This window comes from Rhodanobacter sp. FW101-FHT13A11 (genome assembly GCF_058790335.1).
In genome coordinates this window covers 23,685-48,035 of record NZ_JBYTCN010000007.1, presented here as the reverse complement: position 1 = coordinate 48,035, position 24,351 = coordinate 23,685, and the positions used below count along the sequence as shown (strand labels likewise).

Below are 24,351 nucleotides of genomic sequence, written 5' to 3'. Positions count from 1 at the left end.
TTCGGGGCCAGCGGCTGCGCCGCTGTCCGCTTCGGCATCCTGCCTACGCGTTAAGCTCCTGCTGCCTTAAACCGCTCGGCCATCTCTCCATAACTATCGCCGGCAGATTGGGTTGCCGGCGGGGCGTGGAAGTTTATCAGGAACCCTGTGGCGGACGACCGCTGCCGCCCTTCTTCGACAACGCCACCAGGCACCCCACCAGGATCGCCACGGGAATCAGTGCGCCGAGCAGCGGGAACAGCAGCACCGGTTGTCGGACGACCATCGGCACGAGTTGGGTGGCGCTGGCGAAGGCGATGATGGCGAGGCGCCAGCGGCGGCTGTGGCGGGCGAACCAGAAGCTGGCGAGGACCAGCGCCAGCGCGACCACGGAGAGGTCGAGGTCGAGTGTGGGCAATTGCCAGACGCCGGCGAAGCCGAGCCGGGTGCCGATCACCGAGGCCAGTACGATCAGCAGGAAGAAGCTGGTGTAGAACTCCACCCTGCCCCAGGTGCCGCGTGCGGGCATCGGTGCGTTCATGCGATGCGGTCCAGGCCGGCCATGTACGGGCGCAGCGCGGCGGGCACGGTGATCGAACCGTCGGCGTTCTGGTAGTTCTCCATCACCGCGATCAGGGTGCGCCCGATGGCGAGGCCGGAGCCGTTCAAGGTGTGCACGAGTTCGGGCTTGCCGGTGTCGGCGTTGCGCACGCGGGCCTGCAGGCGGCGCGCCTGGAAGTCTTCGCAGTTGGAGCAGCTGGAGATTTCGCGATAGGTCCGCTGGCTGGGCAGCCACACTTCGAGGTCGTAGGTCTTGACCGCGGTGAAGCCCATGTCGCCGCTGCACAACAGCATTTTACGGTACGGCAGGCCGAGTTTCTGCAGCACCTTCTCGGCGTGGCCGACCATTTCCTCCAGCTGCGCATGCGACTGCTCGGCGCGGGCGATCTGCACCATCTCGACCTTCTCGAACTGGTGCTGGCGGATCATGCCGCGGGTATCGCGGCCGTAGCTGCCGGCCTCGGCGCGGAAGCACAGCGTGTGCGCGGTCATGCGCAGCGGCAGCGCGTCGGCGTCCTGGATGGTGTCGCGTACCAGGTTGGTCAGCGAGACTTCGGCGGTGGGGATCAGGTAGCGCTTCGCCTCGCCGACGTCGGTGGCGAACAGGTCGTCCTCGAACTTCGGCAGCTGGCCAGTGCCCTGCATGCTGTCGGCGTTGACGATCACCGGCACGTTGCATTCGAGGTAACCGTGCTCGGCGGTGTGCAGGTCGAGCATGAACTGGCCCAGCGCACGATGCAGGTGGGCGAGCTGGCCGCGCAGCACGGTGAAGCGCGCGCCGGACAGCTTGGCGCCGGCGTCGCCGTCGAGCCAGCCGTGGGGTTCGCCCAGTTCGACATGGTCTTTCACCTCGAACGCGAAATCGCGCGGCGTGCCCCAGCGGCTGACTTCGACGTTGTCGTGTTCGTCCTTGCCGATAGGCACCGACGCGTGCGGGATATTGGGGATGCCCAGCGCGATCCCGGCGAGCTTCGCCTGCACTTCCGTCAATGCCTGTTCGTTCGCCTTGAGCTTGTCGCCGATGCCGGCGACCTCGGCCATCAGCGGCGCCACGTCCTCGCCCTTGGTCTTGGCCTGGCCGATCGCCTTGGAGCGGGTGTTGCGCAGGTTCTGCAGTTCCTGCGTCTCCATCGCCAGCTGCTTGCGGCTGCTCTCCAGCGCTTCCACGGCGGCCACGTCCAGCGTGTAGCCACGGGTTTCGGCGAGGCGCGCGGCGGTTTCGGCGAGGCGCGAACGCAGCAGGGCGGGATCCAGCATGATCAAAGTCCGGGTGAAGGCTTGAACCGTGAATTATCGCTGTCGGGTGGCTGTGGCCGCAATGCAGCACGTGACTGGCGTGGAGACTTCACTCGTCCCCTGCTACACGTCCCGCCAGGGGACTTCCTTCGGTCGCTGGGGAGGGAGCAGAGCCTCAGCCAGCCAACTCCCCTGCCCGCAGCTGGCGCTCCGCTCCTCCCCCTGCATCGCAGGGGGAGGCCGGGAGGGGGTTGCTCCGGGCTGGCAAGAAGATCAAGAGCTGACCCCACCCCAACCCTCCCCTGCCTTGCAGGGGAGGGAGCGCGGGTCAGCTGGCCAGCTTGCGTTCGCTGCGGCCCAGCCACCAGGCCATCGCGGCGCCGGCGAGCAGCCAGCCGACGAGTTGCTCGACCAGCGCGGCCAGGGTGAAATCGAGCGGGAAGCGGTACCAGTTCCAGTACGGCACCATCGTGCACAGCCAGGTGAATACCGCCGCCGCGGCAGTCAGTGCCATGCGCCGGCGGAAGCCCAGCCCGGCCAGCCCCAGCACGAAGGCCAGCGCCAGCGCGGCGAGCGTGTCGGACGCCCACTGCCGGCCGATCTGCGGCCCCATCTGCATCATGTCCTCGCCCTGCGGCAGGTAGACCACGAAGGCATACGGCGATGTCGCTGCCTTTTCCGAGTACGCCTTGATCACCGCCTCGTCGCCCATCTTCTTCGGATCCAGCGACGGCAGGATGTAGATGCCGGGCTGGTTGCCGAGCCCTTCATGCAGGCTGCTCAAGACGGCGTTTTCGTTGGCCGGCAGTTGGATGCCCACATTGCCCAGCCCCAGCGCCGTGTGCGCCGCCACGCCCCACAGGAACACCACGATGCCGCCGATCAGGCCCGCCACGAGTACGCGCATGGTTCACTCTCCCCGGTTGATACGGCGAATCTATGCCGGACCGCGAGGCGGCAGCAAGGCTGCGCGCAGCAGCGTCGGAGGGCGGCGTGGCGCAGCGGTGTCGTGCAAGAAGCATCGCCCGCGAGCGGGCTCCTACTTGCGGGCCTTGGCGCGGGCGGCGCGCAGGGCCAGCAGCTTTTCGCGCAACTGCAGCTCCAGGCCACGCTCGACCGGCTCGTAGAACACGCTGCCGGCGAGCGCGTCGGGCAGGCATTGCTGGTCCAGCGCGATGCCGCCTTCGGCGTCGTGGTCGTACTGGTAGCCCTTGCCGTAGCCGAGGCCTTTCATCAATTTCGTCGGCGCGTTGCGCAGGTGCATCGGCACCTCCAGCGTGCCACCCTCGCGCACCGCGTCGCGGGCCTTGTTGTAAGCCATGTAGGCAGCGTTGCTCTTCGGCGAGATCGCCAGCCAGATCGCCAGCTGGGCCAGGCCCAGCTCGCCTTCGGGGCTGCCCAGGCGCTCGTAGGTATCCCACGCGTCCAGCGCCATGCGCCAGGCGCGCGGCTCGGCCAGGCCCACGTCTTCCACCGCCATGCGGGTCAGCCGCCGCGCCAGGTACAGCGGGTCGACGCCGCCGTCGAGCATGCGGCACAGCCAGTACACCGCGGCGTCGGGGTCGGACGAGCGCACCGACTTGTGCAGCGCCGAGATCTGGTCGTAGAACTGCTCGCCCTGCTTGTCGAAGCGGCGGGTGCGGTCGGCCAGCACCTGGGCCAGGGTGGCTTCGTCGATGCGCCCGTCGGCGGCCAGTTCGGCGGCGATTTCCAGCAGGGTCAGCGCGCGGCGCACGTCGCCATCGGCGGCCTGGGCGATCGAGTCCAGCGCCTCGTCGTCCACCTGCAGTTGCAGTTCGCCGAGGCCGCGCTCGCTGTCGGCCAGCGCGCGCTTCAACGCGGCGATGATGTCGGCGGTGGAGACCGGCTCCAGCACGTGCACGCGGCAGCGCGACAGCAGCGCGGAGTTCAGCTCGAACGAGGGGTTCTCGGTGGTGGCGCCGATGAAGATGATCACGCCGCGCTCGATGTGCGGCAGGAACGCATCCTGCTGGGTCTTGTTGAAGCGGTGCACCTCGTCCACGAACAGCACGGTGCGCCGGCCCTGGGCGAAGTTCACCTCGGCCTCGGCCAGCGCCTTGCGCACGTCCGGCAGGCCGGACAGCACCGCCGAGATCGCGCGGAAATCCGCATCGGCGTAGCGCGCCACCAGCAGTGCCAGCGTGGTCTTGCCGCAGCCGGGCGGCCCCCACAGCACCATCGAGTGGATCTTGCCGGCCTCCAGCGCGCGGCGCAGCGCCTTGTCCGGGCCGACCAGCCGCTGCTGGCCGACGATTTCGTCGAGGCTGCGCGGGCGCATGCGCTCGGCCAGCGGCTTGAGCGCGTCGGGTTCGGCGAACAGGCCGGCGCCGGGTGTGGGAACGGGACGGGGCATGCCGGCATGATACGTCATGCCCGCCGGCGGCCCTCCCCATGGCGTGCCCGGGCGGCCAGCCGGGCCTGGCTGCCGCATGCCGACCCGGCGCCGGCGGCCGCGGCCCGCGCGAAGGTCACACTTCGTCGGGGCGGATTCCCACCATCATCGTGTACTGGCGGTAGATGCCGTAGCCCACGCCGCACAGGCCGGTGAGCGTGGCCGGAATCAGCAGGGTGTGCTCGCCGAGCAGGCGGAACAGCACGGCGCCCACCCCGCTGCCGAAGGTGAAGGTGCCGACCACCAGCAGGCAGACGCGGATGCGCAGGGTGTCCACTTCCAGCCCCCTCAGGCGTTGGCCGATGTAGATGCCCAGGTCGGTGAACATGCCCGAGACATGGGTGGTGCGGAACACCATGCCGCTGTAGGTGCTGGCCATGCCGTTCTGCAGCCCGGCCGCCATCGCGGCCAGATCCAGGCCGTACGAACTCCCGGCGTCCAGCAACGGCACCGCGGCGAACAGCAGCAACGACTCCAGCACCAGCGCCACCCCGTAGCGGCGGCCGAGCTTCAGCGTGTGCTGCTGCACGATCAGCCCGCTGAGCAGGGCGCCGACCACGAAGGCGCCGATCGACAGCAGCCAGTGCCAAGCCTCGCCCCCATCGCCGGAACCCACCGCGATGCCGAGCAGGCTGGTGGACCCGGTGAGGTTGGTGATCGACTGGTGGCGGAAGCCCATGTAGCCGGCGGCGTTGACCATGCCGGCGATGAAGGCAAGGATGCCGCCGCCAATCCACGCCCAGCGCGGCAACCTGCGCAGCACGGTCATGGCGGCATCAGTCCTTCAGCGGCTGCACGTCGATCACCGGCGCGTCGCCGATCACGTCGGCGCCCTTCGGCGGCACGAAGTTGAAGGTGGCCGGCGGGATCGGCGCGTTGCGCTGCCAGCCGGAGAAGCGGATCTCGGTGGTGGAGCCGAGCTGGTCGCGGAACGTCATGCGGGCCAGGCCGTTGGCGTCGAAGCCGAGGTCGGCATGGTCGAACTGCGGATCCTTGCCGGTGGAGCTGAGTCGCAGCCAGGCCAGGCCGTCGTGCTCGCCCTGCTCGACCACCTTGAAATCCTTGTCCATCTGCTTGAGGTCGGTCAGCACGGTAAGCGGGCTGTGCGCCTCCTCGCTGCTCTGGATGCGCACGGTAACCTGCTCCAGCTCCGGGTCGTACATCCACACCCGGCTGCCGTCGGCCACGATAGTCTGCTTGTACGGCGCCAGCGTGTCCCAGCGGAACTGGCGCGGCGCCTGCAGCGCCAGCGTGCCGGAACTGTTCTTGCTGGTGTGGCCGTTGATGTCGGTCAAGGTCTGGCTGAAGTGGCCGGTCAACGAATGCAGGCCGGTGGCGAATACGTCCAGCCGCGCGCGCGCCGGCCCGGTGGCGGCCTGCGCCACGGTACCCAGCGACAGCGCCAGCACGACGGCGAACAGGGCGAGCATGAAGCGTTTCATCGGATTCCCCGGAACGTGGCGATGGCGGTGGATTGTGGACAATGTCGGCTTAACGGATCCGTAGGAGCGCACCCTGTGCGCGATGCTTTTCTGCAACGTGACGAAAAGCATCGCGCACAGGGTGCGCTCCTACAAGCATGTCGAGGCAACAGTTTCAGTTCTTCGGCGGCGGCGGTGCCAGCACTTCGCGGTTGCCGTTGTGCTGCGGGGCGCTGACCACGCCGTCCTGCTCCATCTGCTCGATCAGCCGCGCGGCGCGGTTGTAGCCGATGCGCAGGTGCCTTTGCACGCCCGAGATCGAGGCGCGCCGGGTCTGGGTGACGATGGCCACGGCCTTGTCATAGAGCTGCGCTTCGGCGTCGCCGCCTTCCTCGCCCTCCTGCGGCAGGCCGGCGTCGTTGATGAACTTGCCGTCGCCGGTGGCCTGGACTTCCTCCAGCACGCCCTCGACGTACTGGGGCGCGCCCTGCGCCTTCAGCCACGCCACCACGTGGTGCACCTCGTGGTCGTCGACGAAGGCGCCGTGCACGCGTTCGGGCGTGGCGGTGCCGGGCGGCAGGTACAGCATGTCGCCATGGCCGAGCAGGGTCTCGGCACCGGACTGGTCGAGAATCGTGCGCGAGTCGATCTTGCTGGACACCTGGAACGCGATGCGGGTGGGGATGTTCGCCTTGATCAGGCCGGTGATTACGTCCACCGACGGCCGCTGGGTGGCCAGGATCAGGTGCACGCCGGCGGCGCGCGCCTTCTGCGCCAGGCGGGCGATCAGCTCCTCCACCTTTTTGCCGACGATCATCATCATGTCGGCGAATTCGTCGATGAACACCACGATGTACGGCAGCGGCTCCAGCGGCTCCGCGGCGAGGTTCGGCATCTCCGGGTTGGGACGGAACAGCGGGTCCAGCAGCGGCTGGCCGGCGTTCTCGGCGTCCCTCACCTTCTTGTTGAAGCCGGCCAGGTTGCGCACGCCCACCGCCGCCATCAGCTTGTAGCGACGCTCCATCTCGGCCACGCACCAGCGCAGCGCGTTGGCGGCTTCCTTCATGTCGGTGACCACCGGCGCCAGCAGGTGCGGGATGCCCTCGTACACCGAGAGCTCCAGCATCTTCGGGTCGATCATGATCATCCGCACGTCTTTCGGGCTGGCCTTGTACAGCAGGCTGAGCACCATCGCGTTGACCGCTACCGACTTGCCGGAGCCCGTGGTGCCGGCCACCAGCAGGTGCGGCATCTTGCCCAGGTCGACCACCACCGGCTTGCCGCCGATGTCCTTGCCCAGCGCCAGCGACAGCGGCGACTTGGTCTGGTCGTACTTGTCCGAACGCAGGATCTCGGAGAGGTACACGATCTGCTTGTGGGTGTTGGGGATCTCCAGCCCGATCACGTTCTTGCCGGGGATCACGTCGACCACGCGCACGCTGACCACCGACAGGCCGCGCGCGATGTCCTTGTCCAGGCTGGACACCTGCGAGCCGCGGATGCCCGGCGCCGGCTCCATCTCGAAGCGGGTGATCACCGGGCCCGGATAGGCGCCGACCACCTTCACGTCGATCTTGAAGTCCTTCAGCTTGAATTCGACCTGGCGCGAGAGCACCTCGAGGGTTTCCTCGGAGTAGCCCGGCCCCTGCGGCGGCGCCTCGTCCAGCAGCGACAGCGGCGGCAGTTCGCCCGGCGCGGCCGCGCCGGTGAACAGCGGGATCTGGGTTTCCAGCCGTGCCCGCTCGCTCTTGGTCACCGGCGCCGGCGCAGCCTCGATGCGCACCGGCTCGCGCTTGGCCTGGCGCACCGCGTCGGCCTTCTTGACCACCTCGCGCTCGGTGCGCGCCTGCCGCGCGGCCAGCGCCTGCGGCGCCTCGCGCAGCTTGGCCTTGAGCCAGTCGATCAGTTTCAACACGCCCTGCCCGGTCCAGTCCATCAGCTTGAACCAGGACAGCCCGGTGGCCAGGGTCACCGCGATCAGGAACAGCGCCAGCAACAGCAGCGGCGCCCCCTTGTCGCCGAACGCGCCGAGCAGGGCGCTGCCCACCCACACGCCGATGATCCCGCCCACGCCCTGCGGCAGCACCGGCTCGTCATGGAAATTGAGGTACAGCAGTGCCGGGCCGGTGATGAAGAAGAACACGAAGCCGATCAGGCGCAGCGCCGGCTCCCACGGATGCACCACCTGCTCGCCGCGCTGGCGCAACACCTGCACGCCCAGCAGCAGCAGCAGCAGCGGGAAGCAGTAGGCGACCAGGCCGAAGATCCAGCGCAGCAGGTCGGCGATGTAGGCGCCCACGGTGCCGCCGAAATTGCGCGCATGTTCCAGTTGGCCGGCGTTCGTCCAGCTGGGGTCGTGCGGGTTGTAGCTGAACAGGCATACCAGCAGGTACAGCGCCAGCGGCAGCAGCAACAGGGCACCGGCTTCACGCAGCCGGCGCTTCACCTCCTCGCTGAGGCCTTCCTTCGGTTGTTGCTTGACGTTTGTGCTGCGCGCCACCCTGGGTGCCCCCTTCCTGCCTGACAAGGGTTAGAGCATACCTTGCAGCGCAGGATGCACCAGCTTGCCGTCATCGACATTGATGCCGCTGTTCAGTGGAGCGAACTGGCGCCACTCGTTGCCCGCGGCCAGACGCTGCACGTACGGCAGGATCGCGGCGGAAATCGCCAGCGACGAGGTCTGCGGCACCGCGCCCGGCATGTTGGTCACGCAGAAGTGGGTGACGCCATGGACCTCATAGGTGGGTTCCTTCCAACTGGTCGGATGCGAGGTCTCGAAGCAGCCGCCCTGGTCGATCGCGATATCCACCAGCACGCTGCCCGGCTCCATCGTCCGGACCATCGCCTCGCTGACCACGTGCGGCGCCCGGGCGCTGGGGATCAGCACCGCGCCGACCACGATGTCGGCGTCGCGCACTTCCTCGGCCACCGACGATTCGTAGGCATACAGCGCGGTGACGTTCGGGCCCATCGCCATCATCTCGGCCAGGCGGTCGTGGCGCTTGTCGAACACCACCACGTTGGCGCCGGCGGCCGCGGCCAGCGCCGCGGCGTTGCCGCCGGCGGCGCCCGCGCCGAGCACCACCACCTTGCCGCGCGGGGTGGACGCCATGCCGCCGAGCAGCTTGCCCTTGCCGCCCTGCGGGCGATGCAGCAGCGTGGTGCCGAGCTGGGTGGCGATGCGGCCGGCGATCACCGACATCGGCAGCAGCAGCGGCAGCAGGCCGTTCTCGGTCACCGACTCGAACGCCACCGCGGTGAGGCCGATGTCGAGCAGGTGGCGGGTCAGCCCGGGTTCGGCGGCCAGGTGCAGGTAGCAGAACAGCAGGTGGCGCTTCTGCAGCAGCGCCAGGTCGCCGGCGATCGGCTCCTTCACCTTGACGATCAGCTCGCCGGCCTCGTACAGCGCGGCGGCGTCCGCCACTACCGTGATCCCTTCCCTGGCGTAGGCCTCGTCGGCGAAGCCGCTTTTCAAGCCGGCGCCGGACTGGATGAACACTTCATGGCCACGGCGCACCAGGTCGGCGGCGGCAGCGGGAATGAGCGCGACGCGCCCTTCCATCGTCTTGGTTTCGCAGGGAATGCCGATGCGCATGGGATAAGGAGTCCTGTGGGAGGTTAAACCCATCGCGCCATCGACGCGGTCGTGCCGCCGATCTGCCGATGCCTTGAATCGGTGCCGCGTATTCCCCATTCTTCCGGGGTCGTGCGCTCCATCGTCATCGCCCGCTGCGGCCCGGAAGGAAACGGCCGCAGGGGTCGGAGCGAATAGCCACTCAAGTCACCGGAAAACCCAAGGATTATAACCATGAGCGTTGCCCCCAAACACAGCCGCCTGCTGATCCTCGGCTCCGGCCCCGCCGGCTACACCGCTGCGGTGTACGCCGCGCGCGCCAACCTCAAGCCGACCATGATCACCGGCCTGCAGCAGGGCGGCCAGCTGATGACCACCACCGATGTGGACAACTGGCCGGGCGACGTCGAGGGCCTGCAAGGCCCGGCGCTGATGCAGCGCATGGCCGAGCACGCCGAGCGCTTCCACACCGAGATGATCTTCGACCACATCCACACGGTGGACCTTAAGCAGCGCCCGTTCCGGCTCAAGGGCGACTCCGGCGAATACACCGCCGACGCGCTGATCATCGCCACCGGCGCCACCGCCAAGTACCTCGGCATCGAGAGCGAGGAGAAATACAAGGGCAAGGGCGTGTCCGCCTGCGCCACCTGCGACGGCTTCTTCTTCCGCGACCAGGACGTGGTGGTGATCGGCGGCGGCAACACCGCGGTCGAGGAGGCGCTGTACCTCGCCAACATCGGCCGCAAGGTCTACCTGGTGCATCGCCGCGACAAGCTACGCGCCGAGAAGATCATGCAGGACAAGCTGTTCGAGAAGGCCGCCGCCGGCAAGATCGAGCTGGTCTGGAACCACAGCATCGACGAGGTGCTCGGCGACGACTCCGGCGTCACCGGCGTGCGCGTGAAGGACGTCAACTCCGGCGCCACCCGCGACATCGCCGCCACCGGCTTCTTCGTGGCGATCGGCCACACGCCGAACACCGGCATCTTCGAAGGCCAGCTCGACATGCACGACGGCTACATCAGGATCCACAGCGGCCAGCACGGCATGGCCACGATGACCTCGGTGCCCGGCGTGTTCGCCGCCGGCGACGTGGCCGACCACATCTACCGCCAGGCGGTCACCTCGGCCGGCTTCGGCTGCATGGCCGCGCTGGACGCCGAACGCTGGCTGGACAAGCAGACGCCGGCCAGCTGATGTGTAGGAGCGCACCCTGTGCGCGATCGCTCTGATGTCGATCGATGCGAAGAGCATCGCGCACAGGGTGCGCTCCTACAACCACGCCATGCATGACATCCGCTTCCATGCCGCGATCGCCGAACTGCCAGCCGTGGAGTGGGATGCCCTGCGTGCCGATGCGAATCCGTTCGTGTCGCACGCGTTCCTGGACGCGCTGGAACGCAGCGGCTGCATCCGTCCCGACTGGGGCTGGCAGGCGCACCACCTGGGCTTGTATGAAAGTGGCCGGCTGCTGGCCGCCGCCCCGCTGTACCTGAAGGGCAACTCGCACGGCGAGTTCGTGTTCGACTGGGGCTGGGCGCGCGCATGGGAGCGCGCCGGCGGCACCTACTACCCGAAGCTGCTCAACGGCGTGCCCTACTCGCCCGTGCCCGGCCCGCGCCTGCTCGCCGGCAGCGGCGCACGCACGCCGCCACTGCAGCGCGCGCTGGTCGATGCCATGCGCGGCGAAGCCGCGCGGCTCGGTCTGTCGTCGGTGCATGCGAACTTCCTGCAACCCGCCGAACTGGCCGCATTCGGCGACGACTGGCTCATCCGCTCGGACGTGCAGTTCCACTGGCACAACCGCGGCTACCGCGACTTCCCGGACTTCCTCGCCGCGCTCAACCACAAGAAGCGCAAGAACATCCTGCATGAGCGCCGCCAGGTCGTGGCCAGCGGGCTGGCCATCGAGTGGCGCAGCGGCGACACGCTCAGCGGCGACGAGTGGCGGCAGGTGCATGCGCTGTATGCGGCCACCTTTGACATGAAGGGCAACCACGCGGCGCTGACCGTGGCGTTCTTCCGCCGGCTCGGCGAGCTGGAAGCGACCGCGCAGCTGGCGCTGGCCCGCGACGGCGACGCCATCTTGGCGATGGCGCTGTTCGTGCAGGGTGGCGGCACGCTGTACGGCCGCTACTGGGGCGCGGCAGTCGACGTGCCCGGCCTGCACTTCGAGCTGTGCTACTACCGCGGCATCGAATACGCGATCGCGCAGCGGCTGGCGCGTTTCGAACCCGGCGCGCAGGGCGAGCACAAGCTGGCGCGCGGCTTCCTGCCGGTGCGCACGCATTCGCGCCACTACCTGCCGAATCCAGACTTCCGTGCCGCGGTGGCCGCGGCGCTTGCCAGCGAGGCCGAAGCGGTCGACGCTTATGCCGCCGAGCTGCAGGGCCACAGCCCCTACGCCGATCACGGCCACCCGGAACGATGATGCACCTGCCGCTGCTGGATCCCGACGATCCGGATCGCTTTCCCGATCCGAGCTGCGCGCTGGCTGAGCCGAACGGCCTGCTCGCGTTCGGCGGCGACCTGTCGCCGCGGCGGTTGCTGGCGGCGTACCGGCAAGGCATCTTCCCGTGGTACGGCGAGGGCGAGCCGATCCTGTGGTGGTCGCCCGACCCGCGCTGCCTGTTTTCTACCGCGACGCTGCGGATCAACCGCAGCCTGCGCCGCCAGCTCGCCGGCAAACGCTGGCGGCTGAGCCTCGACCATGCCTTCGAGCAGGTGGTCCGCGCCTGCGCCGCGCCGCGCACCCGCGACAGCGGCACCTGGCTGGTGCCGGCGATGATCGACGCCTACGTGCGGCTGCACAAGCTGGGCCATGCGCACAGCGTCGAGGTGTGGGACGGCGAACGGCTGGTCGGCGGCATCTACGGCGTGGCGGTCGGCCGGCTGTTCTGCGGCGAGTCGATGTTCAGCGCCGAGAGCGGCGGCTCGAAGCTGGCCCTGGTCGCGCTGGCACGGCTGCTGCACGAGATCGATTTCCCGCTGCTCGACGCCCAGGTCAGCAATGCGCACACGCTTGGCCTCGGCGCCGTCGAGATGCCGCGCGGGCAGTTCCTGCAGGAAGTCGCCCGGCTCGGCCGGCTGGCGGGACCGGACGGCAGCTGGGCCGGCCTCACCCCGCGGCTGATCCAGCCCTGCGCCGGCCACTGACCTCAGCGAGCAAGTGCCTTGAGCTCGTCGTAGTTTTCCAGGAACAGCGCCACCAGGTCCGGATCGAGCTGGCTGCCGGCGGCGGCGCGCAGGTACTCCAGCACGTCCGCCTCCGGCCACGCCGGCTTGTACACGCGCGCGGTGATCAGCGCGTCCCATATATCGACCACGCTGAAAATGCGCGCGGCCAGCGGAATCGCCTCGCCGCGCAGGCCCTGGGGGTAGCCGCTGCCGTCCCAGCGTTCGTGGTGGCTGTGCGGGATGTCGCTGGCCCCGCGCAGGAAATCCACCTGCTGCATCAGCTCGTAACCTAGCCGCGGGTGCTGGCGCACCACCGCCATCTCGTCGTCGTCCAGCCTGCCCGGCTTGACCAGTACCGCGTCCGGCAAGCCCAGTTTGCCGATGTCGTGCAGCAGCGCGCCGAAGCTCAGGTTGCGCAGCGCCTCGCCGTGCACGCCGGCCAACCGCGCCAGGCCCGTCGCCATGCGCATCACCCGGTCCGAGTGGTCGCCCGTCTCGCGGTGGCGGACGTCCATGGCCGACACCAGCGCGCCCAGCGTCTGCCGGTGGCCTTCCAGCAGGGTCCGGTTGGCGGCCTCCAGCCGGTGCAGGTCGCGGCCGGTCATCCAGTACAGCAGCGCGCCGGTGGTCAGCACGAACGCGATGCCCTTGACGCTCTGCAGGAAGGACAGCTCGGCCTGCCCCTGCACCAGCAGGTCCAGCGCGCGGTCGGAGAGCCAGATCCACAGCGTGGACACCAGCACGTAGACCGAGGCCGTACGGAACGGTGGGCTGATCGTCACTCGCGTGGCTCCGGCGATGCGTCAGGCCTGCGGCTGCAGGCCGCGCGCAGTGTGTAGTAGCGTGAACGCAAAGGCTGTGACCCGTGCCTCAGCCGGCGCGCGCCGCATACTTGCGGGCCACGTAGTCGTCCAGGATGCCCACGAACTCGTTTGCGATGTTGTCGCCGCGCAGGGTCATCGCCTTCTCGCCATCGATGAACACCGGTGCCGCCGGCGCCTCGCCGTTGCCGGGCAGCGAGATGCCGATGTTGGCGTGCTTGGACTCGCCCGGGCCGTTGACGATGCAGCCCATCACCGCCAGCGTGAGGTTCTCCACGCCGTCGTACTTGATGCGCCACACCGGCATCTGTTCGCGCACGTGTTCCTGCACGGTCTTGGCCAGCTCCTGGAAGAACTCGCTGGTGGTACGGCCGCAGCCCGGGCAGGCGGTGACCAGCGGCGTGAACGAGCGCAGCCCCATGGTTTGCAGCAGCTCCTGCGCCACGATCACCTCGCCGGTGCGCGAAGCGCCCGGTTCCGGCGTGAGCGAGATGCGGATGGTGTCGCCGATGCCTTCCTGCAGCAGCACCGCCAGCGCGGCGCTGGACGCGGTGATGCCCTTGGAACCCATGCCGGCCTCGGTGAGGCCCAGGTGCAGCGCGTAGTCGCAGCGCGCGGCGAGGTCGCGGTACACCGCGATCAGCTCCTGCACGCCGGACACCTTGCACGACAGGATGATGCGCTCGCGCGGCAGGCCGATCTTCTCGGCCAGCGCGGCCGAATCCAGCGCCGAGCGGATCAGCGCCTCGCGCGCCACGTGCGAGGCATCCCACGGATCGGCGCGATGGGCGTTCTCGTCCATCAGCGCGGTGAGCATGCCCTGGTCCAGCGAACCCCAGTTCGCGCCGATGCGCACCGGCTTGCCGTACTGGATCGCCTTCTCGATGATCGCGCCGAACTGGCTGTCCCTCTTCTTGCCGAAGCCGACGTTGCCGGGGTTGATACGGTACTTCGCCAGCGCCTCGGCGCAGGCCGGCTCGCGCTCCAGCAGCTGGTGGCCGTTGTAGTGGAAGTCGCCCACGATCGGCACGTCCACGCCCATCATCGCCAGCCGCTCGGCGATCCGCGGCACCGCGGCGGCGGCGGCCGGCGTGTTCACCGTGATGCGCACCAGCTCGGAGCCGGCGCGGGCCAGTTCGGCGATCTGCTTCGCGGTGCTGGCCGGGTCCTCGGTGTCGGTGTTGGTCATCGACTGCACCACCACCGGCGCGCCGCCCCCCACCTTCACCTTGCCGATCTGCACGGCCACGCTGGGCCGGCGGAGTGCCGGCGCGGCCGGACGCGGTTTCTGTGCAGCGATCTCACTCATGGAATCAACCGGAATGCAGGCCGCGACGGCTCGCAGCGATGCAACAAGGATACCCGATCGTGCCTGTCCTCCTGTGACAAATCGGCGCACGCCGGCACCGCCGGGACATGCACCGGATCAGGCCGCTCCGGCAGCGGCGAGGGCGTCGCCATGAAATGCCTGCACAATCCCTCGACGCGCCGTTCGGCAGTATCGGGCGGCCGCCCGCAGCGGGGCCGCCGCAGGGGATGGAGGCGGATTGCCGCAGCCGCTTGATCGAAGTCATGATGGCAATCCATGCTTCGCGCCAAAATGCGCTGATATCTTCCCGGGGAAGCCCATGCCGAACACCGAGTATTACAACGACAAGGTCGTGCGCCAGTTCCTGCTCGCCGCGGCCGTGTGGGGCATCATCGGCATGTCGGTCGGCGTCTACGCCGCCGCCGAACTGATGTGGCCCGCGCTGAATTTCGACATCCCCTGGCTGACCTTCAGCCGCATCCGCCCCGACCACACGTTCGGCGTGATCTTCGCCTTCGGCGGCTCGGCGCTGATGGGCACCTGCTATTACGTGGTACAGCGCACCGGCCACGCACGGCTGGCCTTCAAGAACCTGGCCGCCTTCACGTTCTGGGGCTGGCAGCTGGTCTGCGTGCTGGCGATGACCACGATGCCGCTGGGCATCACCCAGAGCAAGGAATACGCCGAGCCGGAATGGTTCGTCGACATCCTGATCGCGGTGGTGTGGGTGAGCTTCGGCGTGGTGTTCTTCGGCAGCCTGGCGCGCCGGCGCATCAAGCACATCTACGTGGCGAACTGGTACTACGGCGCGTTCATCATCGCGGTGGGCCTGCTGCACATCGTCAACAACCTCGCCCTGCCGGTGTCGATGACCAAGTCCTACCCGATCTACTCCGGCGTGGTCGACGCGATGGTGCAGTGGTGGTACGGCCACAACGCGGTGGCGTTCTTCCTCACCGCCGGCTTCCTCGGCATGATGTACTACTTCGTGCCGCGCCAGGCGCAGCAGCCGCTGTGGAGCTACCGCTTCTCGATCGTCAATTTCTGGGCGCTGATCTCGGTCTACATGTGGGCCGGCTCGCACCACCTGATGTACACCGCGCTGCCCGACTGGGTGCAGTCGGTCGGCATGGCGTTCTCGCTGGTGCTGCTGATGCCCAGCTGGGGCTCGGCGGCGAACGGCCTGCTCACCTTCAACGGCTCCTGGTACAGGCTGAAGAGCGACCCCGCCGCGAAGTTCATGGTGATGTCGCTGGTGTTCTACGCCGCCGCCACCTTCGAAGGCTCGATGATGGCGATCAAGACGGTGAACTCGCTGTCGCACTACACCGACTGGACCATCGCCCACGTGCATTCCGGCTCGCTGGGCTGGGTGGCGATGATCACCATCGGTTCGCTGTACGCGATGGCGCCGCGCGCGCTGGGCCGCCCGGAGATGTATTCGCACAAGGGCATGGAAGTGCATTTCTGGCTGCACATGATGGGCACCCTGCTGTACGTGGGCGCGATGTGGACCGCCGGCGTCACCGAGGGCCTGATGTGGCGCGCCACCCAGCCCGACGGCGCGCTCACCTACGGCTTCCTGGACAGCCTGATCGCGATCAAGCCGATGTACCTGATCCGCTGGATGGGCGGCGTGCTGATCCTGTCGGGCATGGTGGTGATGGCGTGGAACCTGTGGCACACCGCGGCGGATGCGCGGGCGCGGCTGATCAAGCCGATCCCGGTGCCGGTGCCTGAACCGGCGCCGCACCAGGTACCGGCCCCCCTGCCCGCCGCCGGTTGAGGGAGCCGACTGATGCGCTCGTCCATGATCGCCGCTTCGATCAAGTCCCTCTTGCGTGGCGGCAAGCCGGCCCGGCAAATCCAACAGCGGCCATCCATGGCCGCACTCTTCAAGTAGAGCTCACACCATGGCCTACAAGCATTTCGAAGCAATCGAGAAACACGCCGGCCTGCTCGGCATCGGCATCGCGATCATGGTGTCGCTGGGCGGGCTGGCCGAGATCACCCCGCTGTTCGTCGAGGCGCACTCGCTGAAGGCGCCGCCCGGCGTGCATCCGTACGATCCGCTGCGGCTGGCCGGCAAGGACATCTACGTGCGCGAGGGCTGCTACCTGTGCCACTCGCAGATGATCCGCGCGCTGCGCTTCGAGACCCAGCGCTACGGCCACTACTCGGTGGCCTCCGAATCGGTCTACGACCGTCCGTTCCAGTGGGGCTCCAAGCGCACCGGCCCGGACCTGGCCCGCGTCGGCGGCAAGTACTCCGACGACTGGCAGCGCATGCACCTGATGAACCCTCGCCAGGTCGTGCCGCAGTCGAACATGCCCGGCTACCCGTGGCTGGCCGGGAAGAAACTCGATGCCGCCGACATCCAGGCGCGCATGCGCGTCCTGCGCAAGCTGGGCGACCCGTACTCCGACGCCGACATCGCCGCTGCGCCCGCCGCGGTGGAAGGCAAGACCGAGATGGAGGCGCTGATTGCGTACCTGCAAGGCCTCGGCATCCGCAACGAAGCGGATCCGGCCGCCGCGCCGGCCAGTACCGGAGGTGCGCCATGAGCCCGCTGTGGGGGCATGTCGCCGGGGTGCTGATCCTGCTGATGATGTTCAGCTTCATCGGCATCTGGGTCTGGGCGTGGCGCAAGTACCACAAGCCCGTGTTCAACCGCATGGCGCGTCTGCCGATGGAAGACGAGCCCGAAGCCGACGTCGAGGAGGATCGCCCGTGAGCGCAGGATGGTCGTTTTGGGTGATGTTCCTGGTGGTGCTCAACATGGGCATCACGTTCTTCCTGTACCTGTGGGGACCGCGCGCGAAGATCCCCACCCTGCCCGACGGCACCAGCGGCCACGTCTGGGCCCATGGCGTGCTGCGCGAAGGCGTGCGCCCGCTGCCGATGTGGTGGGTGCTGTTCTCCGGCGCGATGTTCGTGGCCGGCTTCGTCTACCTGGCGCTGTTCCCCGGCTTCGGCAACTTCAAGGGCGTGCTCGGCTGGACCTCGCACGACGAGCTGGCCAGGCACGTGGCCGCCAACCGGGCCGAACTCGCACCGCTGATGGACCGCTTCAAGCTGTATCCGGTCGAGCAGCTGGCCGCCGACCCCAAGGCGCTGCAGATGGGCAAGGTGCTGTTCGAGGACAACTGCGCCGCCTGCCACCAGCGCAGCGCGAAGGGCAACATGGCGCTGGGCGCCCCCGACCTCACCGACAACGACTGGCTCTACGGCGGCAGCGGCAGCGACATCACCACTTCGATCCACGACGGCCGCAGCGGCGTGATGCCGCCGTGGGCCAGCCTCGGCGCGGACAACGTGAAGAACCTGGCGCAGTACGTGCTCAGCCTGTCCGGCTCGCCGCACGATGCCGCCAAGGCCGCGGCCGGCCAGCCGCTGTTCGCCACCTGTGCCGCCTGCCACGGCGCCGACGGCAAGGGCAACCAGGCGCTGGGCGCACCCAACCTCACCGACCACATATGGCTGCACGGCGGCAGCGTGGCCGACATCGAGAAGACCATCGGCGAGGGCCGCCAGGGCCACATGCCGGCGTGGAGCCCGCGTCTGTCCGACGAACAGATCCACGTGCTCGCCGCCTACGTCTACCACCAGTCGCACCAGACCAGCGATGCCAGCCGGCAATGACCCCGCCATCCGCAGCGCCTCGACCTGGTATCGCCAGCCGGTGCTGTGGCTCGGCGTCGCCGTCTTCCTGGCGTCGCTGGCCGGCTGCGTCTGGATGATCGTGCTCGGCGCCCGCCACGCCGACACGCCGCTGGACACCTCGCATACCGTGTTCGGCGTGCCGGTCGCGCCGCACAGCGCTGCCACGCCGCACGACCCGACCTCGGGCCCGCCGCGATGAACGCGAACGCGGCATGGGCTCACCCGCAGCTCGCCGCGCAGGTAGTGCGCACCCGCCGTGACGGCGGCAGCGAAATCGCCTTGCGGGTCGAGTCACTGCACGACCCGCGCCAGGTGCTGTGGCTGGAGCAGCGGATCCGCGCCCTGCCCGGCGTGCGCCGCGTCGCCATCGACCGGCCCGCCCGGCGCGTGCGGGTGGTGTGGGACGCCCGGCGCACCCCGCTGCCGACCCTGCTCGACAACTTCGACGCCGCGCACTGCCCGGCGCAGCCGCTGCAATGCGACAGCATCGACGACGCCCGCGCGCGGGAGCAGCACCAGGCGCTGAAGCACCTGCTGGTCGCCGGCATGTGCTCGATGCAGGTGATGACGTACGCCTTCGTGATCTACATCGGCGTGGTCGATTTCGTCGACTTCAGCACGCGCAGCCTGTTCCGCTGGCTCGGCCTGCTGACCACCCTGCCGGTGGTGTTCTACTCGGCGCAGCCGTTCTTCAGCGGCGCCGTGCACGAACTGCGCGAGCGCCGGCTCGGCATCAACCTGCCGGTGGCGCTGGCGGTGCTGCTGGTGTTCCTGGCCAGCGCGTTCAACACGCTGCGCGGCAGCGGCGAGATCTACTTCGATTCGGTGGCCATGTTCGTGTTCCTGCTGCTCGGCGGGCGCTACGTGGAGCTGCGCTCGCGCCACCGCAGCGGCGCGCTCGGCGACGCGGTGATCGACGCCACGCCGCTGCTGGCGCAGCGACGGCGCGGCGACGGCGCGCTGGAAACGGTCGCCGCGATCGCCCTGCTGCCCGGCGACCGCGTGCACGTCGCCGAAGGCGAGGCGGTGCCGGCGGACGGCGTGCTGGAAAGCCCCGGCGTGCAGGTGGACGAGGCGTTGCTGTCGGGCGAGTCGCGCCCGGTACGGCGCCAGCGCGGCGAACGGCTGATCGCCGGCAGCCTGCTGCTGTCCGGCCCGGCCGAACTGCGCGTGGAGCACAGCGGCGCCGCCACCGCGGCGGCGCGGCTGGGCGCGCTGGCTGCCCGTGCGCGGCAGGCGCGCACGCTGGTGGCGCCGGGCGACCGCGAGATCGGCCGCTTCGTCGCCCGCGTGCTGGCGCTGACCGCGCTGACCGCGCTGGGCTGGCTGCTGGTCGACCCGTCGCGCGCATTCGAGGCCGCGGTGGCGGTGCTGGTGGTGGCCTGTCCCTGCTCGTTCGCGCTGGCCCGCCCGGCCGCGCTCACCCGCGCGCTCGGCGTGCTGGCCGGGCGCGGCGTGCTGGTCGCCGACGGCAAGGCACTGGCCACGCTGGCCCGGGTCGACTACGCGCTGTTCGACAAGACCGGCACCCTCGGCGTGCCGCAGCTGGACCACCGCGGCATCGAACCCCTGCGCGGCGACACGCCGGAACGGGTGCTGCAGCTGGCCGACGCGCTGGCCCACGAGAGTTCGCACCCGCTGGCCCGCGCGCTCGCCGACGCGGCCCGCCAACGGGCGCTGCCGCTGCAGGCGCAAGCGGTGCGGGTCAGCGCCGGCGCCGGCATCAGCGGCGAGGTCGACGGCTGCGCGCTGCGGCTGGGCCGCGCCGACTTCGCGCTGGCGCTGGCCGGCGCAGTTGCACCGGCCAGCCTCGCCGACGCGCTGGTGCTGGCCGATGCCGATGGCGCGATCGCCGCCTTCCACCTCGCCGAACAACCACGCGCCGAGGCCCGCCGCCTGCTCGACACGCTGCGCGCCGACGGCGTCGCCGTCGCCATCGCCAGCGGCGACCACGAATCCCGCGTGGCCGCGCTGGCCGAGCGCCTCGGCGTCGCCGACCGGCACGCGCGCCAGTCGCCCGAGGACAAGCTGGCCCGGCTGCAGGCGGCGCGCGCCGAAGGCCGCGTCACCCTCGCCGTCGGCGACGGCAGCAACGACGCCCCGGTGCTGGCCGGCGCCGACGTCTCCGCCGCGCTGGCCTCGGGCACCGGGCTGGCGCAGACCCACGCCGACCTGTTGCTGCTCGACGGCCACCTCGGCAGCCTGGCCGATGCCCGCGCCATCGCCCGCCAGGTGCAGCGGGTGACGCAGCAGGGGCGGCGCTGGTCACTGTGGTACAACCTGGCCGCGGTGCCGTTCGCCGCGCTCGGCCTGGTGACGCCGTGGCTGGCCGCGATCGGCATGTCGCTGAGCTCGCTGCTGGTGGTGCTGAACGCGCTGCGTGTCGGCGGCGACGAGCCTGGCCACGCCGGCAGTTCCGGCCCGGCGCTGCGCCCGCGCGAGCTGCGCGCATGAACATCCTGCTGGTGCTGATCCCGGTCACCCTGCTGGTGGTGATCGTCGCAGTGTGGCTGTTTTTCTGGGCGGTCAACCACCAGCAATTCGACGACCTGGACAGCCCCGCGGTATTGCCGCTGATGGACGACCCGGCTACGGGCCCGGCGGCGGCGCCGGAAGCGCCGCCGGATCCGCCGGCGCCATCCGACGCAACGCCGCCTGCAGCAGGCGACGCTGCAGGCGATCGGCCAAGCTGAGCGGACCGGCAAGGCCCATCCGCGCCAGCGCCTCGGCCTCGCCGTCCACCGCCTCGCCGGGGCGAATCGCGGCGCGCAGCAGGCGCCAGCGGCCACGCCAGTTGCCGCTGGCGGCCTTCAGCCATTCCAGTGCCGGCAGCAGGCGCTGCTCGACCGCGGTGAAATCGCTGCCGAACGGAAACGCCGGCAGCAGGCCCTTGTGCCGGAACGGCGCCAGCGCTTCGTGCAGGTGGCGCGGATGATGGCGGCGCCAGGCCGCGGGGACCGCGAAATCCGCAGTCAGCTTGCCGTGCGCCTTCGCCTGCGCGCACAGCGCATCGAGGAAGCGCGCGTCGGCGATCGACAGCATCGCCTCGACGCATTCGCTGTCGCTCTTGCCGCGCAGGTCGGCAACGCCGTACTCGGTGACGACGAGGTCGCGCAGGTGGCGCGGGATGGTGGTCTGGCCGTAATTCCAGCGGATGTTGCTCTCGATGCCGCCGCGGCTCTCGCGGGTGGCGCGCAGCAGCAGCACCGAGCGGCCGCCCGGCAGCTCGTGCGCCATCGCCACGAAGTTGTACTGGCCGCCCACGCCGCTGACCACGCCGCCGTCCTCCAGCGTGTCGGACACCGCCGCGCCGAGCAGGGTCGCCATCATGCAGGTGTTGAAGAAGCGCGCGCCGCGCCGCTGCAGCGTCGCCAGCGCCTGATGGTCGCCGTACAGCTGGTTGACGTTGGACACCGCGCACATGTCGATCGCGTCCGGGTCGGCCGCCTCGGTGGCGCCGAGCCAGTCGTACAGCTCGCGCGAGCCGAGGAAGAACGCGCCGCGCAGGTAGTGCCCGCCGGGGGCGGACGGATCCAGGCGGCTGGCGGCGGCGCGCTCCAGCGCCAGGTTGTCCCAACTGCGCCGTTTCAGGATGCCGGCGCGCTGCAGGTGCATGAAGCCGTCCATCACCATCTCGCTGGCGCCGTACAGGCCGGTCTCGAGCGGCGCCAGACCGCCCAGCCGACCGGCCAGTGCGTGGGTGGCGCCGCCCGGATCCAGCGCCACCAGCGCGCGCCGCCACAGGGTGTTGTCCTGCTGGCGCAGCAGCAGGGATTTCACCAGCGCATCGGACAGCGCGCCGATGCCGACCTGCAGGCAGCCGCCGTCCCTGACCAGCGCGCTGGCGTGCAGCCCCAACGCGTATTCGGCGAGATACAGCGGCAGCCGCGGCAGCGCAAACAGCCGCGGCGAGTGTTCCGGGCGCAGCTCCATGTCGAAATACGCTTCCGCCACCTCGGCGTCGCCGCCCAGGTACGGCAGGTCCGGATGCACCACCGCCACGCACAGCGGCCGCGGCCGGCCGGCCTGGTGCACCTGGCGCAGGAAATCCAGGGTCAGGTCCGGGTTGCACGACAGGCTGTAATGCACGCCGTCCGGCCCCTCGCGCCGGGCCACCAGTTGCACCAGCAGGTTGATGTCCTGCGCCGCCAGGTCGCGCGCCACGTGGGTGTAGTTCTGGCTGATGTAGCTGCGCTGGGCGCTGGCCGAATGCAGCAGCGCGCCGGACTGCATATAGAACTCGTGCACCTCGACGTTCGCGGGCAGCGCACCGCGCGCCTGGTCCAGCGCGTACTGCGGGTCGACCGCATCGGCGCCGAAGTGGCGTTCGAGGAACGGCCCCAGGAAGCGTTGCTCCAGCCCCGGCGCCGGCTGCGGCCGGGTCAGCGACAGCGCGGTGTACAGCCGCATCGAGCAGGCCGCATCGGCGGCGACCCGCCGGTACAGCGCGTTGAGCAGCCCGTGCGGCTTGCCCAGGCCCAGCGGCGCGGCGATGCGCAGATGCGGCCCCAGCTCCTCGGCAAGGTGGCGCGCGCAGGCATCGGTGTCGACGTAGCGGTGCTCGATCGGCATGCGGGCGATCATGCCAGAAGCCCCGCGGACAGGCTCTCGTGGCGACGCGTCGACGGACCTTCGCCTACACTCGGACCATGCCCACGCCGCTGATTCCCTCCGCCCCGAGCCGTCTGCTGGCCGAACAGGCGCTGAGCCGCGCCGCCGGCGCGCCGCTGCTCGGCGGCAACTGCGCGCAATGGCTGATCGATGCCGCCGCGCACTACGACGCGTGGCTGGCCGCGATCCGCGGCGCACGCCAGCGCGTGCTGCTGGAGAACTACATCATCCGCGACGACGAGGTCGGCCGCGCCTTCCGCGACGCCCTGGTGGAGCGGGCAAAGGCGGGCGTGTTCGTGGCGGTGGTGGTCGACTGGCTCGGCTGCCTGGGCCAGTCGCGCGCCGCCTTCTGGGCGCCGCTGCGCGCGGCCGGCGGCGAGGTGCGGGTGTTCAACCCGCCGCAACTGGGCCAGCCGTTCGGCTGGATCAGCCGCGACCACCGCAAGCTGCTGGTGGTCGACGGCACCCACGGCTTCCTCTCCGGCGTGTGCATCAGCGCCAAGTGGCTGGGCGACCCGGCGCGCAACGTGCCGCCGTGGCGCGATACCGGCCTGGCGCTGCGCGGCCCGGCGGTGGCCGAGCTGGAGGCCGCGTTCGCGCAGAGCTGGGCCGAGATCGGACCCGCGCTGGCGCCGTTCGCCGGGCCGCTGGACGCGACCGCGCCGGCCGGCGACGTGGCGCTGCGGGTGATCGCCACCCAGCCGGCCACCGCCGGCATGTACCGCCTCGACCAGCTGATCGCTTCGATGGCGCGCCGCACGCTATGGCTCACCGACGCCTACTTCGTCGGCCTGGCGCCGTACGTGCAGGCGCTGGTGGCGGCATCGCGCGACGGCGTGGACGTGCGCCTGCTGGTGCCGGGCAGCAGCGACATCCCGGTGGTGGCGGGCCTGTCGCGCTCGGGCTACCGGCCGCTGCTGAAGGCCGGCATCCGCGTGTTCGAGTGGAACGGCTCGATGCTGCACGCGAAAACCGCGGTGGCCGACGGCCAGTGGGCGCGGGTCGGCTCCTCCAACCTCAACATCGCCAGCTGGCTGGGCAACCGCGAGATCGACGTGGCGATCGAGGATGCCGGCCTCGCCGCGCAGCTCGCCGCGCAATACGAACAGGACCTGGGCAACGCCACCGAGATCGTGCTGGCCTCGCGCCGCCGCCGGCACGGCCACGGCAGCCGCGAACAGGTCCGCAGCAGCGAAGCCCACCCGCGGCGGGTACGCCATGGCGGCGGCAGTTCCGGCCGCGCCGCCGCCGGCGCCCTGCGCATCGCCAACAGCGTCGGTGCCGTGCTGGCCAACCGCCGCGTGCTCGGCGATACCGGCAGCGGCCCGCTGCTCGTCGCGGCCCTGGGACTGCTCGTGCTGGCGATCTTGGCCTTCCTGTGGCCGGCCTGGGTCGGCTGGCCGCTGGGTGCCTTCGCCGCCTGGCTCTCCCTCAACCTCGGCATCCGCGCCTGGCGCGTACGCCGGCGGCGCCGGCTCGAATTGCGCGAGGCCGGCGACGACTGAAGCTCCATGCTTCAGGATGTTCCTGCACTTCGTGCTTCAAGCAGATGTTTTCTCACAACTTGATACCGTCAGCATGCT

Annotated in this window: 22 protein-coding genes; 11 read left to right on the top strand and 11 right to left on the bottom strand. The window is 69.8% G+C overall.

What is annotated here, in order from left to right:
• Positions 1-136: 136 nt before the first annotated feature.
• From AC3WRN_RS09495 to ald, 8 genes are all read right to left on the bottom strand, one after another.
• Positions 137-520 carry an LrgA gene (locus AC3WRN_RS09495; protein ID WP_492622785.1) on the bottom strand — a complete coding sequence of 128 codons (384 nt, stop codon included), beginning with the start codon at positions 518-520 and terminating at the stop codon, positions 137-139.
• On the bottom strand, positions 517-1,797 hold the full coding sequence (gene serS, locus AC3WRN_RS09490) for a serine--tRNA ligase (RefSeq protein WP_492622784.1): 1,281 nt from the start codon (positions 1,795-1,797) through the stop codon (positions 517-519). The genes AC3WRN_RS09495 and serS overlap by 4 nt, the downstream gene beginning before the upstream one ends.
• Before the next feature lie 307 nt (positions 1,798-2,104).
• Complete coding sequence (locus AC3WRN_RS09485) at positions 2,105-2,683, bottom strand: hypothetical protein (protein WP_492622783.1); 579 nt, start codon at positions 2,681-2,683, stop codon at positions 2,105-2,107.
• A gap of 132 nt (positions 2,684-2,815) precedes the next feature.
• Positions 2,816-4,150: a replication-associated recombination protein A gene (locus tag AC3WRN_RS09480; protein ID WP_492622782.1), complete on the bottom strand. Its 1,335-nt coding sequence runs from the start codon at positions 4,148-4,150 to the stop codon at positions 2,816-2,818.
• Between the two features lie 115 nt (positions 4,151-4,265).
• On the bottom strand, positions 4,266-4,958 hold the full coding sequence (locus AC3WRN_RS09475; RefSeq protein ID WP_492622781.1) for a YoaK family protein: 693 nt from the start codon (positions 4,956-4,958) through the stop codon (positions 4,266-4,268).
• 7 nt (positions 4,959-4,965) lie between these two features.
• The gene (gene lolA / locus AC3WRN_RS09470; protein WP_492622780.1) at positions 4,966-5,631 is read right to left on the bottom strand and encodes an outer membrane lipoprotein periplasmic chaperone LolA; all 666 of its coding nucleotides are present in this window, start codon (positions 5,629-5,631) and stop codon (positions 4,966-4,968) included.
• A gap of 154 nt (positions 5,632-5,785) precedes the next feature.
• A complete protein-coding gene (locus tag AC3WRN_RS09465) occupies positions 5,786-8,110 on the bottom strand; it encodes a DNA translocase FtsK (RefSeq protein WP_492622779.1) in 2,325 nt (774 codons plus the stop codon).
• 30 nt (positions 8,111-8,140) lie between these two features.
• Complete coding sequence (gene ald / locus AC3WRN_RS09460) at positions 8,141-9,205, bottom strand: alanine dehydrogenase (protein WP_492622778.1); 1,065 nt, start codon at positions 9,203-9,205, stop codon at positions 8,141-8,143.
• Positions 9,206-9,418: 213 nt separating this feature from the next.
• Here ald and trxB point away from each other — a divergent pair, with 213 nt between their 5' ends.
• From trxB to aat, 3 genes are all read left to right on the top strand, one after another.
• Positions 9,419-10,384 carry a thioredoxin-disulfide reductase gene (trxB, locus tag AC3WRN_RS09455; RefSeq protein ID WP_492622777.1) on the top strand — a complete coding sequence of 322 codons (966 nt, stop codon included), beginning with the start codon at positions 9,419-9,421 and terminating at the stop codon, positions 10,382-10,384.
• Positions 10,385-10,472: 88 nt separating this feature from the next.
• Entirely contained in the window at positions 10,473-11,618 is a 1,146-nt protein-coding gene (locus tag AC3WRN_RS09450; protein ID WP_492622865.1) for a GNAT family N-acetyltransferase, read from the top strand.
• Positions 11,615-12,343 (top strand): leucyl/phenylalanyl-tRNA--protein transferase, encoded by a 729-nt coding sequence (gene aat / locus AC3WRN_RS09445; protein ID WP_492622776.1) that lies wholly within the window; start codon positions 11,615-11,617, stop codon positions 12,341-12,343. The genes AC3WRN_RS09450 and aat overlap by 4 nt, the downstream gene beginning before the upstream one ends.
• Before the next feature lie 2 nt (positions 12,344-12,345).
• Here aat and AC3WRN_RS09440 read toward each other — a convergent pair whose 3' ends face one another.
• On the bottom strand, positions 12,346-13,146 hold the full coding sequence (locus AC3WRN_RS09440; RefSeq protein WP_492622775.1) for an HD-GYP domain-containing protein: 801 nt from the start codon (positions 13,144-13,146) through the stop codon (positions 12,346-12,348).
• Between the two features lie 88 nt (positions 13,147-13,234).
• The gene (gene ispG / locus AC3WRN_RS09435; protein WP_068096446.1) at positions 13,235-14,494 is read right to left on the bottom strand and encodes a flavodoxin-dependent (E)-4-hydroxy-3-methylbut-2-enyl-diphosphate synthase; all 1,260 of its coding nucleotides are present in this window, start codon (positions 14,492-14,494) and stop codon (positions 13,235-13,237) included.
• A 319-nt stretch (positions 14,495-14,813) separates the two neighbouring features.
• Here ispG and ccoN point away from each other — a divergent pair, with 319 nt between their 5' ends.
• The 7 genes from ccoN (at position 14,814) to ccoS (ending at position 20,850) form a co-directional block, all read left to right on the top strand.
• Positions 14,814-16,280 carry a cytochrome-c oxidase, cbb3-type subunit I gene (gene ccoN, locus AC3WRN_RS09430; RefSeq protein WP_068096448.1) on the top strand — a complete coding sequence of 489 codons (1,467 nt, stop codon included), beginning with the start codon at positions 14,814-14,816 and terminating at the stop codon, positions 16,278-16,280.
• Positions 16,281-16,407: 127 nt separating this feature from the next.
• A complete protein-coding gene (gene ccoO / locus AC3WRN_RS09425; RefSeq protein WP_492622774.1) occupies positions 16,408-17,058 on the top strand; it encodes a cytochrome-c oxidase, cbb3-type subunit II in 651 nt (216 codons plus the stop codon).
• The gene (locus tag AC3WRN_RS09420; RefSeq protein ID WP_492622773.1) at positions 17,055-17,228 is read left to right on the top strand and encodes a cbb3-type cytochrome oxidase subunit 3; all 174 of its coding nucleotides are present in this window, start codon (positions 17,055-17,057) and stop codon (positions 17,226-17,228) included. Before ccoO ends, AC3WRN_RS09420 begins: the two co-directional genes overlap by 4 nt.
• Entirely contained in the window at positions 17,225-18,136 is a 912-nt protein-coding gene (gene ccoP / locus AC3WRN_RS09415) for a cytochrome-c oxidase, cbb3-type subunit III (protein WP_068096452.1), read from the top strand. The genes AC3WRN_RS09420 and ccoP overlap by 4 nt, the downstream gene beginning before the upstream one ends.
• Positions 18,120-18,356 carry a hypothetical protein gene (locus tag AC3WRN_RS09410; RefSeq protein ID WP_068096453.1) on the top strand — a complete coding sequence of 79 codons (237 nt, stop codon included), beginning with the start codon at positions 18,120-18,122 and terminating at the stop codon, positions 18,354-18,356. Before ccoP ends, AC3WRN_RS09410 begins: the two co-directional genes overlap by 17 nt.
• A complete protein-coding gene (locus AC3WRN_RS09405) occupies positions 18,353-20,611 on the top strand; it encodes a heavy metal translocating P-type ATPase (protein WP_492622772.1) in 2,259 nt (752 codons plus the stop codon). Before AC3WRN_RS09410 ends, AC3WRN_RS09405 begins: the two co-directional genes overlap by 4 nt.
• Positions 20,608-20,850: a cbb3-type cytochrome oxidase assembly protein CcoS gene (gene ccoS, locus AC3WRN_RS09400; protein ID WP_068096458.1), complete on the top strand. Its 243-nt coding sequence runs from the start codon at positions 20,608-20,610 to the stop codon at positions 20,848-20,850. The genes AC3WRN_RS09405 and ccoS overlap by 4 nt, the downstream gene beginning before the upstream one ends.
• On the opposite strand, the gene AC3WRN_RS09395 is transcribed toward ccoS, so the two are convergent.
• Positions 20,747-22,741 carry an acetyl-CoA hydrolase/transferase C-terminal domain-containing protein gene (locus AC3WRN_RS09395; RefSeq protein WP_492622771.1) on the bottom strand — a complete coding sequence of 665 codons (1,995 nt, stop codon included), beginning with the start codon at positions 22,739-22,741 and terminating at the stop codon, positions 20,747-20,749. The genes ccoS and AC3WRN_RS09395 overlap by 104 nt on opposite strands.
• 65 nt (positions 22,742-22,806) lie before the next feature.
• Between AC3WRN_RS09395 and AC3WRN_RS09390 the strand changes: the two genes are divergently transcribed.
• Positions 22,807-24,273, top strand: coding sequence for a phospholipase D-like domain-containing protein (locus AC3WRN_RS09390; protein ID WP_492622770.1), 1,467 nt, complete (start codon positions 22,807-22,809; stop codon positions 24,271-24,273).
• Positions 24,274-24,351: the final 78 nt, after the last annotated feature.

Excerpts from the sequence above, each read along its gene's own strand:
- AC3WRN_RS09495 (WP_492622785.1), bottom strand. The coding sequence starts at position 520 with ATGAACGCACCGATGCCCGCACGCGGCACCTGGGGCAGGGTGGAGTTC.
- serS (WP_492622784.1), bottom strand. The coding sequence starts at position 1,797 with ATGCTGGATCCCGCCCTGCTGCGTTCGCGCCTCGCCGAAACCGCCGCG.
- AC3WRN_RS09485 (WP_492622783.1), bottom strand. The coding sequence starts at position 2,683 with ATGCGCGTACTCGTGGCGGGCCTGATCGGCGGCATCGTGGTGTTCCTG.
- AC3WRN_RS09480 (WP_492622782.1), bottom strand. The coding sequence starts at position 4,150 with ATGCCCCGTCCCGTTCCCACACCCGGCGCCGGCCTGTTCGCCGAACCC.
- AC3WRN_RS09475 (WP_492622781.1), bottom strand. The coding sequence starts at position 4,958 with ATGACCGTGCTGCGCAGGTTGCCGCGCTGGGCGTGGATTGGCGGCGGC.
- lolA (WP_492622780.1), bottom strand. The coding sequence starts at position 5,631 with ATGAAACGCTTCATGCTCGCCCTGTTCGCCGTCGTGCTGGCGCTGTCG.
- ald (WP_492622778.1), bottom strand. The coding sequence starts at position 9,205 with ATGCGCATCGGCATTCCCTGCGAAACCAAGACGATGGAAGGGCGCGTC.
- trxB (WP_492622777.1), top strand. The coding sequence starts at position 9,419 with ATGAGCGTTGCCCCCAAACACAGCCGCCTGCTGATCCTCGGCTCCGGC.
- AC3WRN_RS09450 (WP_492622865.1), top strand. The coding sequence starts at position 10,473 with ATGCATGACATCCGCTTCCATGCCGCGATCGCCGAACTGCCAGCCGTG.
- aat (WP_492622776.1), top strand. The coding sequence starts at position 11,615 with ATGATGCACCTGCCGCTGCTGGATCCCGACGATCCGGATCGCTTTCCC.
- ispG (WP_068096446.1), bottom strand. The coding sequence starts at position 14,494 with ATGAGTGAGATCGCTGCACAGAAACCGCGTCCGGCCGCGCCGGCACTC.
- ccoN (WP_068096448.1), top strand. The coding sequence starts at position 14,814 with ATGCCGAACACCGAGTATTACAACGACAAGGTCGTGCGCCAGTTCCTG.
- ccoO (WP_492622774.1), top strand. The coding sequence starts at position 16,408 with ATGGCCTACAAGCATTTCGAAGCAATCGAGAAACACGCCGGCCTGCTC.
- AC3WRN_RS09420 (WP_492622773.1), top strand. The coding sequence starts at position 17,055 with ATGAGCCCGCTGTGGGGGCATGTCGCCGGGGTGCTGATCCTGCTGATG.
- AC3WRN_RS09410 (WP_068096453.1), top strand. The coding sequence starts at position 18,120 with ATGCCAGCCGGCAATGACCCCGCCATCCGCAGCGCCTCGACCTGGTAT.
- AC3WRN_RS09405 (WP_492622772.1), top strand. The coding sequence starts at position 18,353 with ATGAACGCGAACGCGGCATGGGCTCACCCGCAGCTCGCCGCGCAGGTA.
- ccoS (WP_068096458.1), top strand. The coding sequence starts at position 20,608 with ATGAACATCCTGCTGGTGCTGATCCCGGTCACCCTGCTGGTGGTGATC.
- AC3WRN_RS09395 (WP_492622771.1), bottom strand. The coding sequence starts at position 22,741 with ATGATCGCCCGCATGCCGATCGAGCACCGCTACGTCGACACCGATGCC.
- AC3WRN_RS09390 (WP_492622770.1), top strand. The coding sequence starts at position 22,807 with ATGCCCACGCCGCTGATTCCCTCCGCCCCGAGCCGTCTGCTGGCCGAA.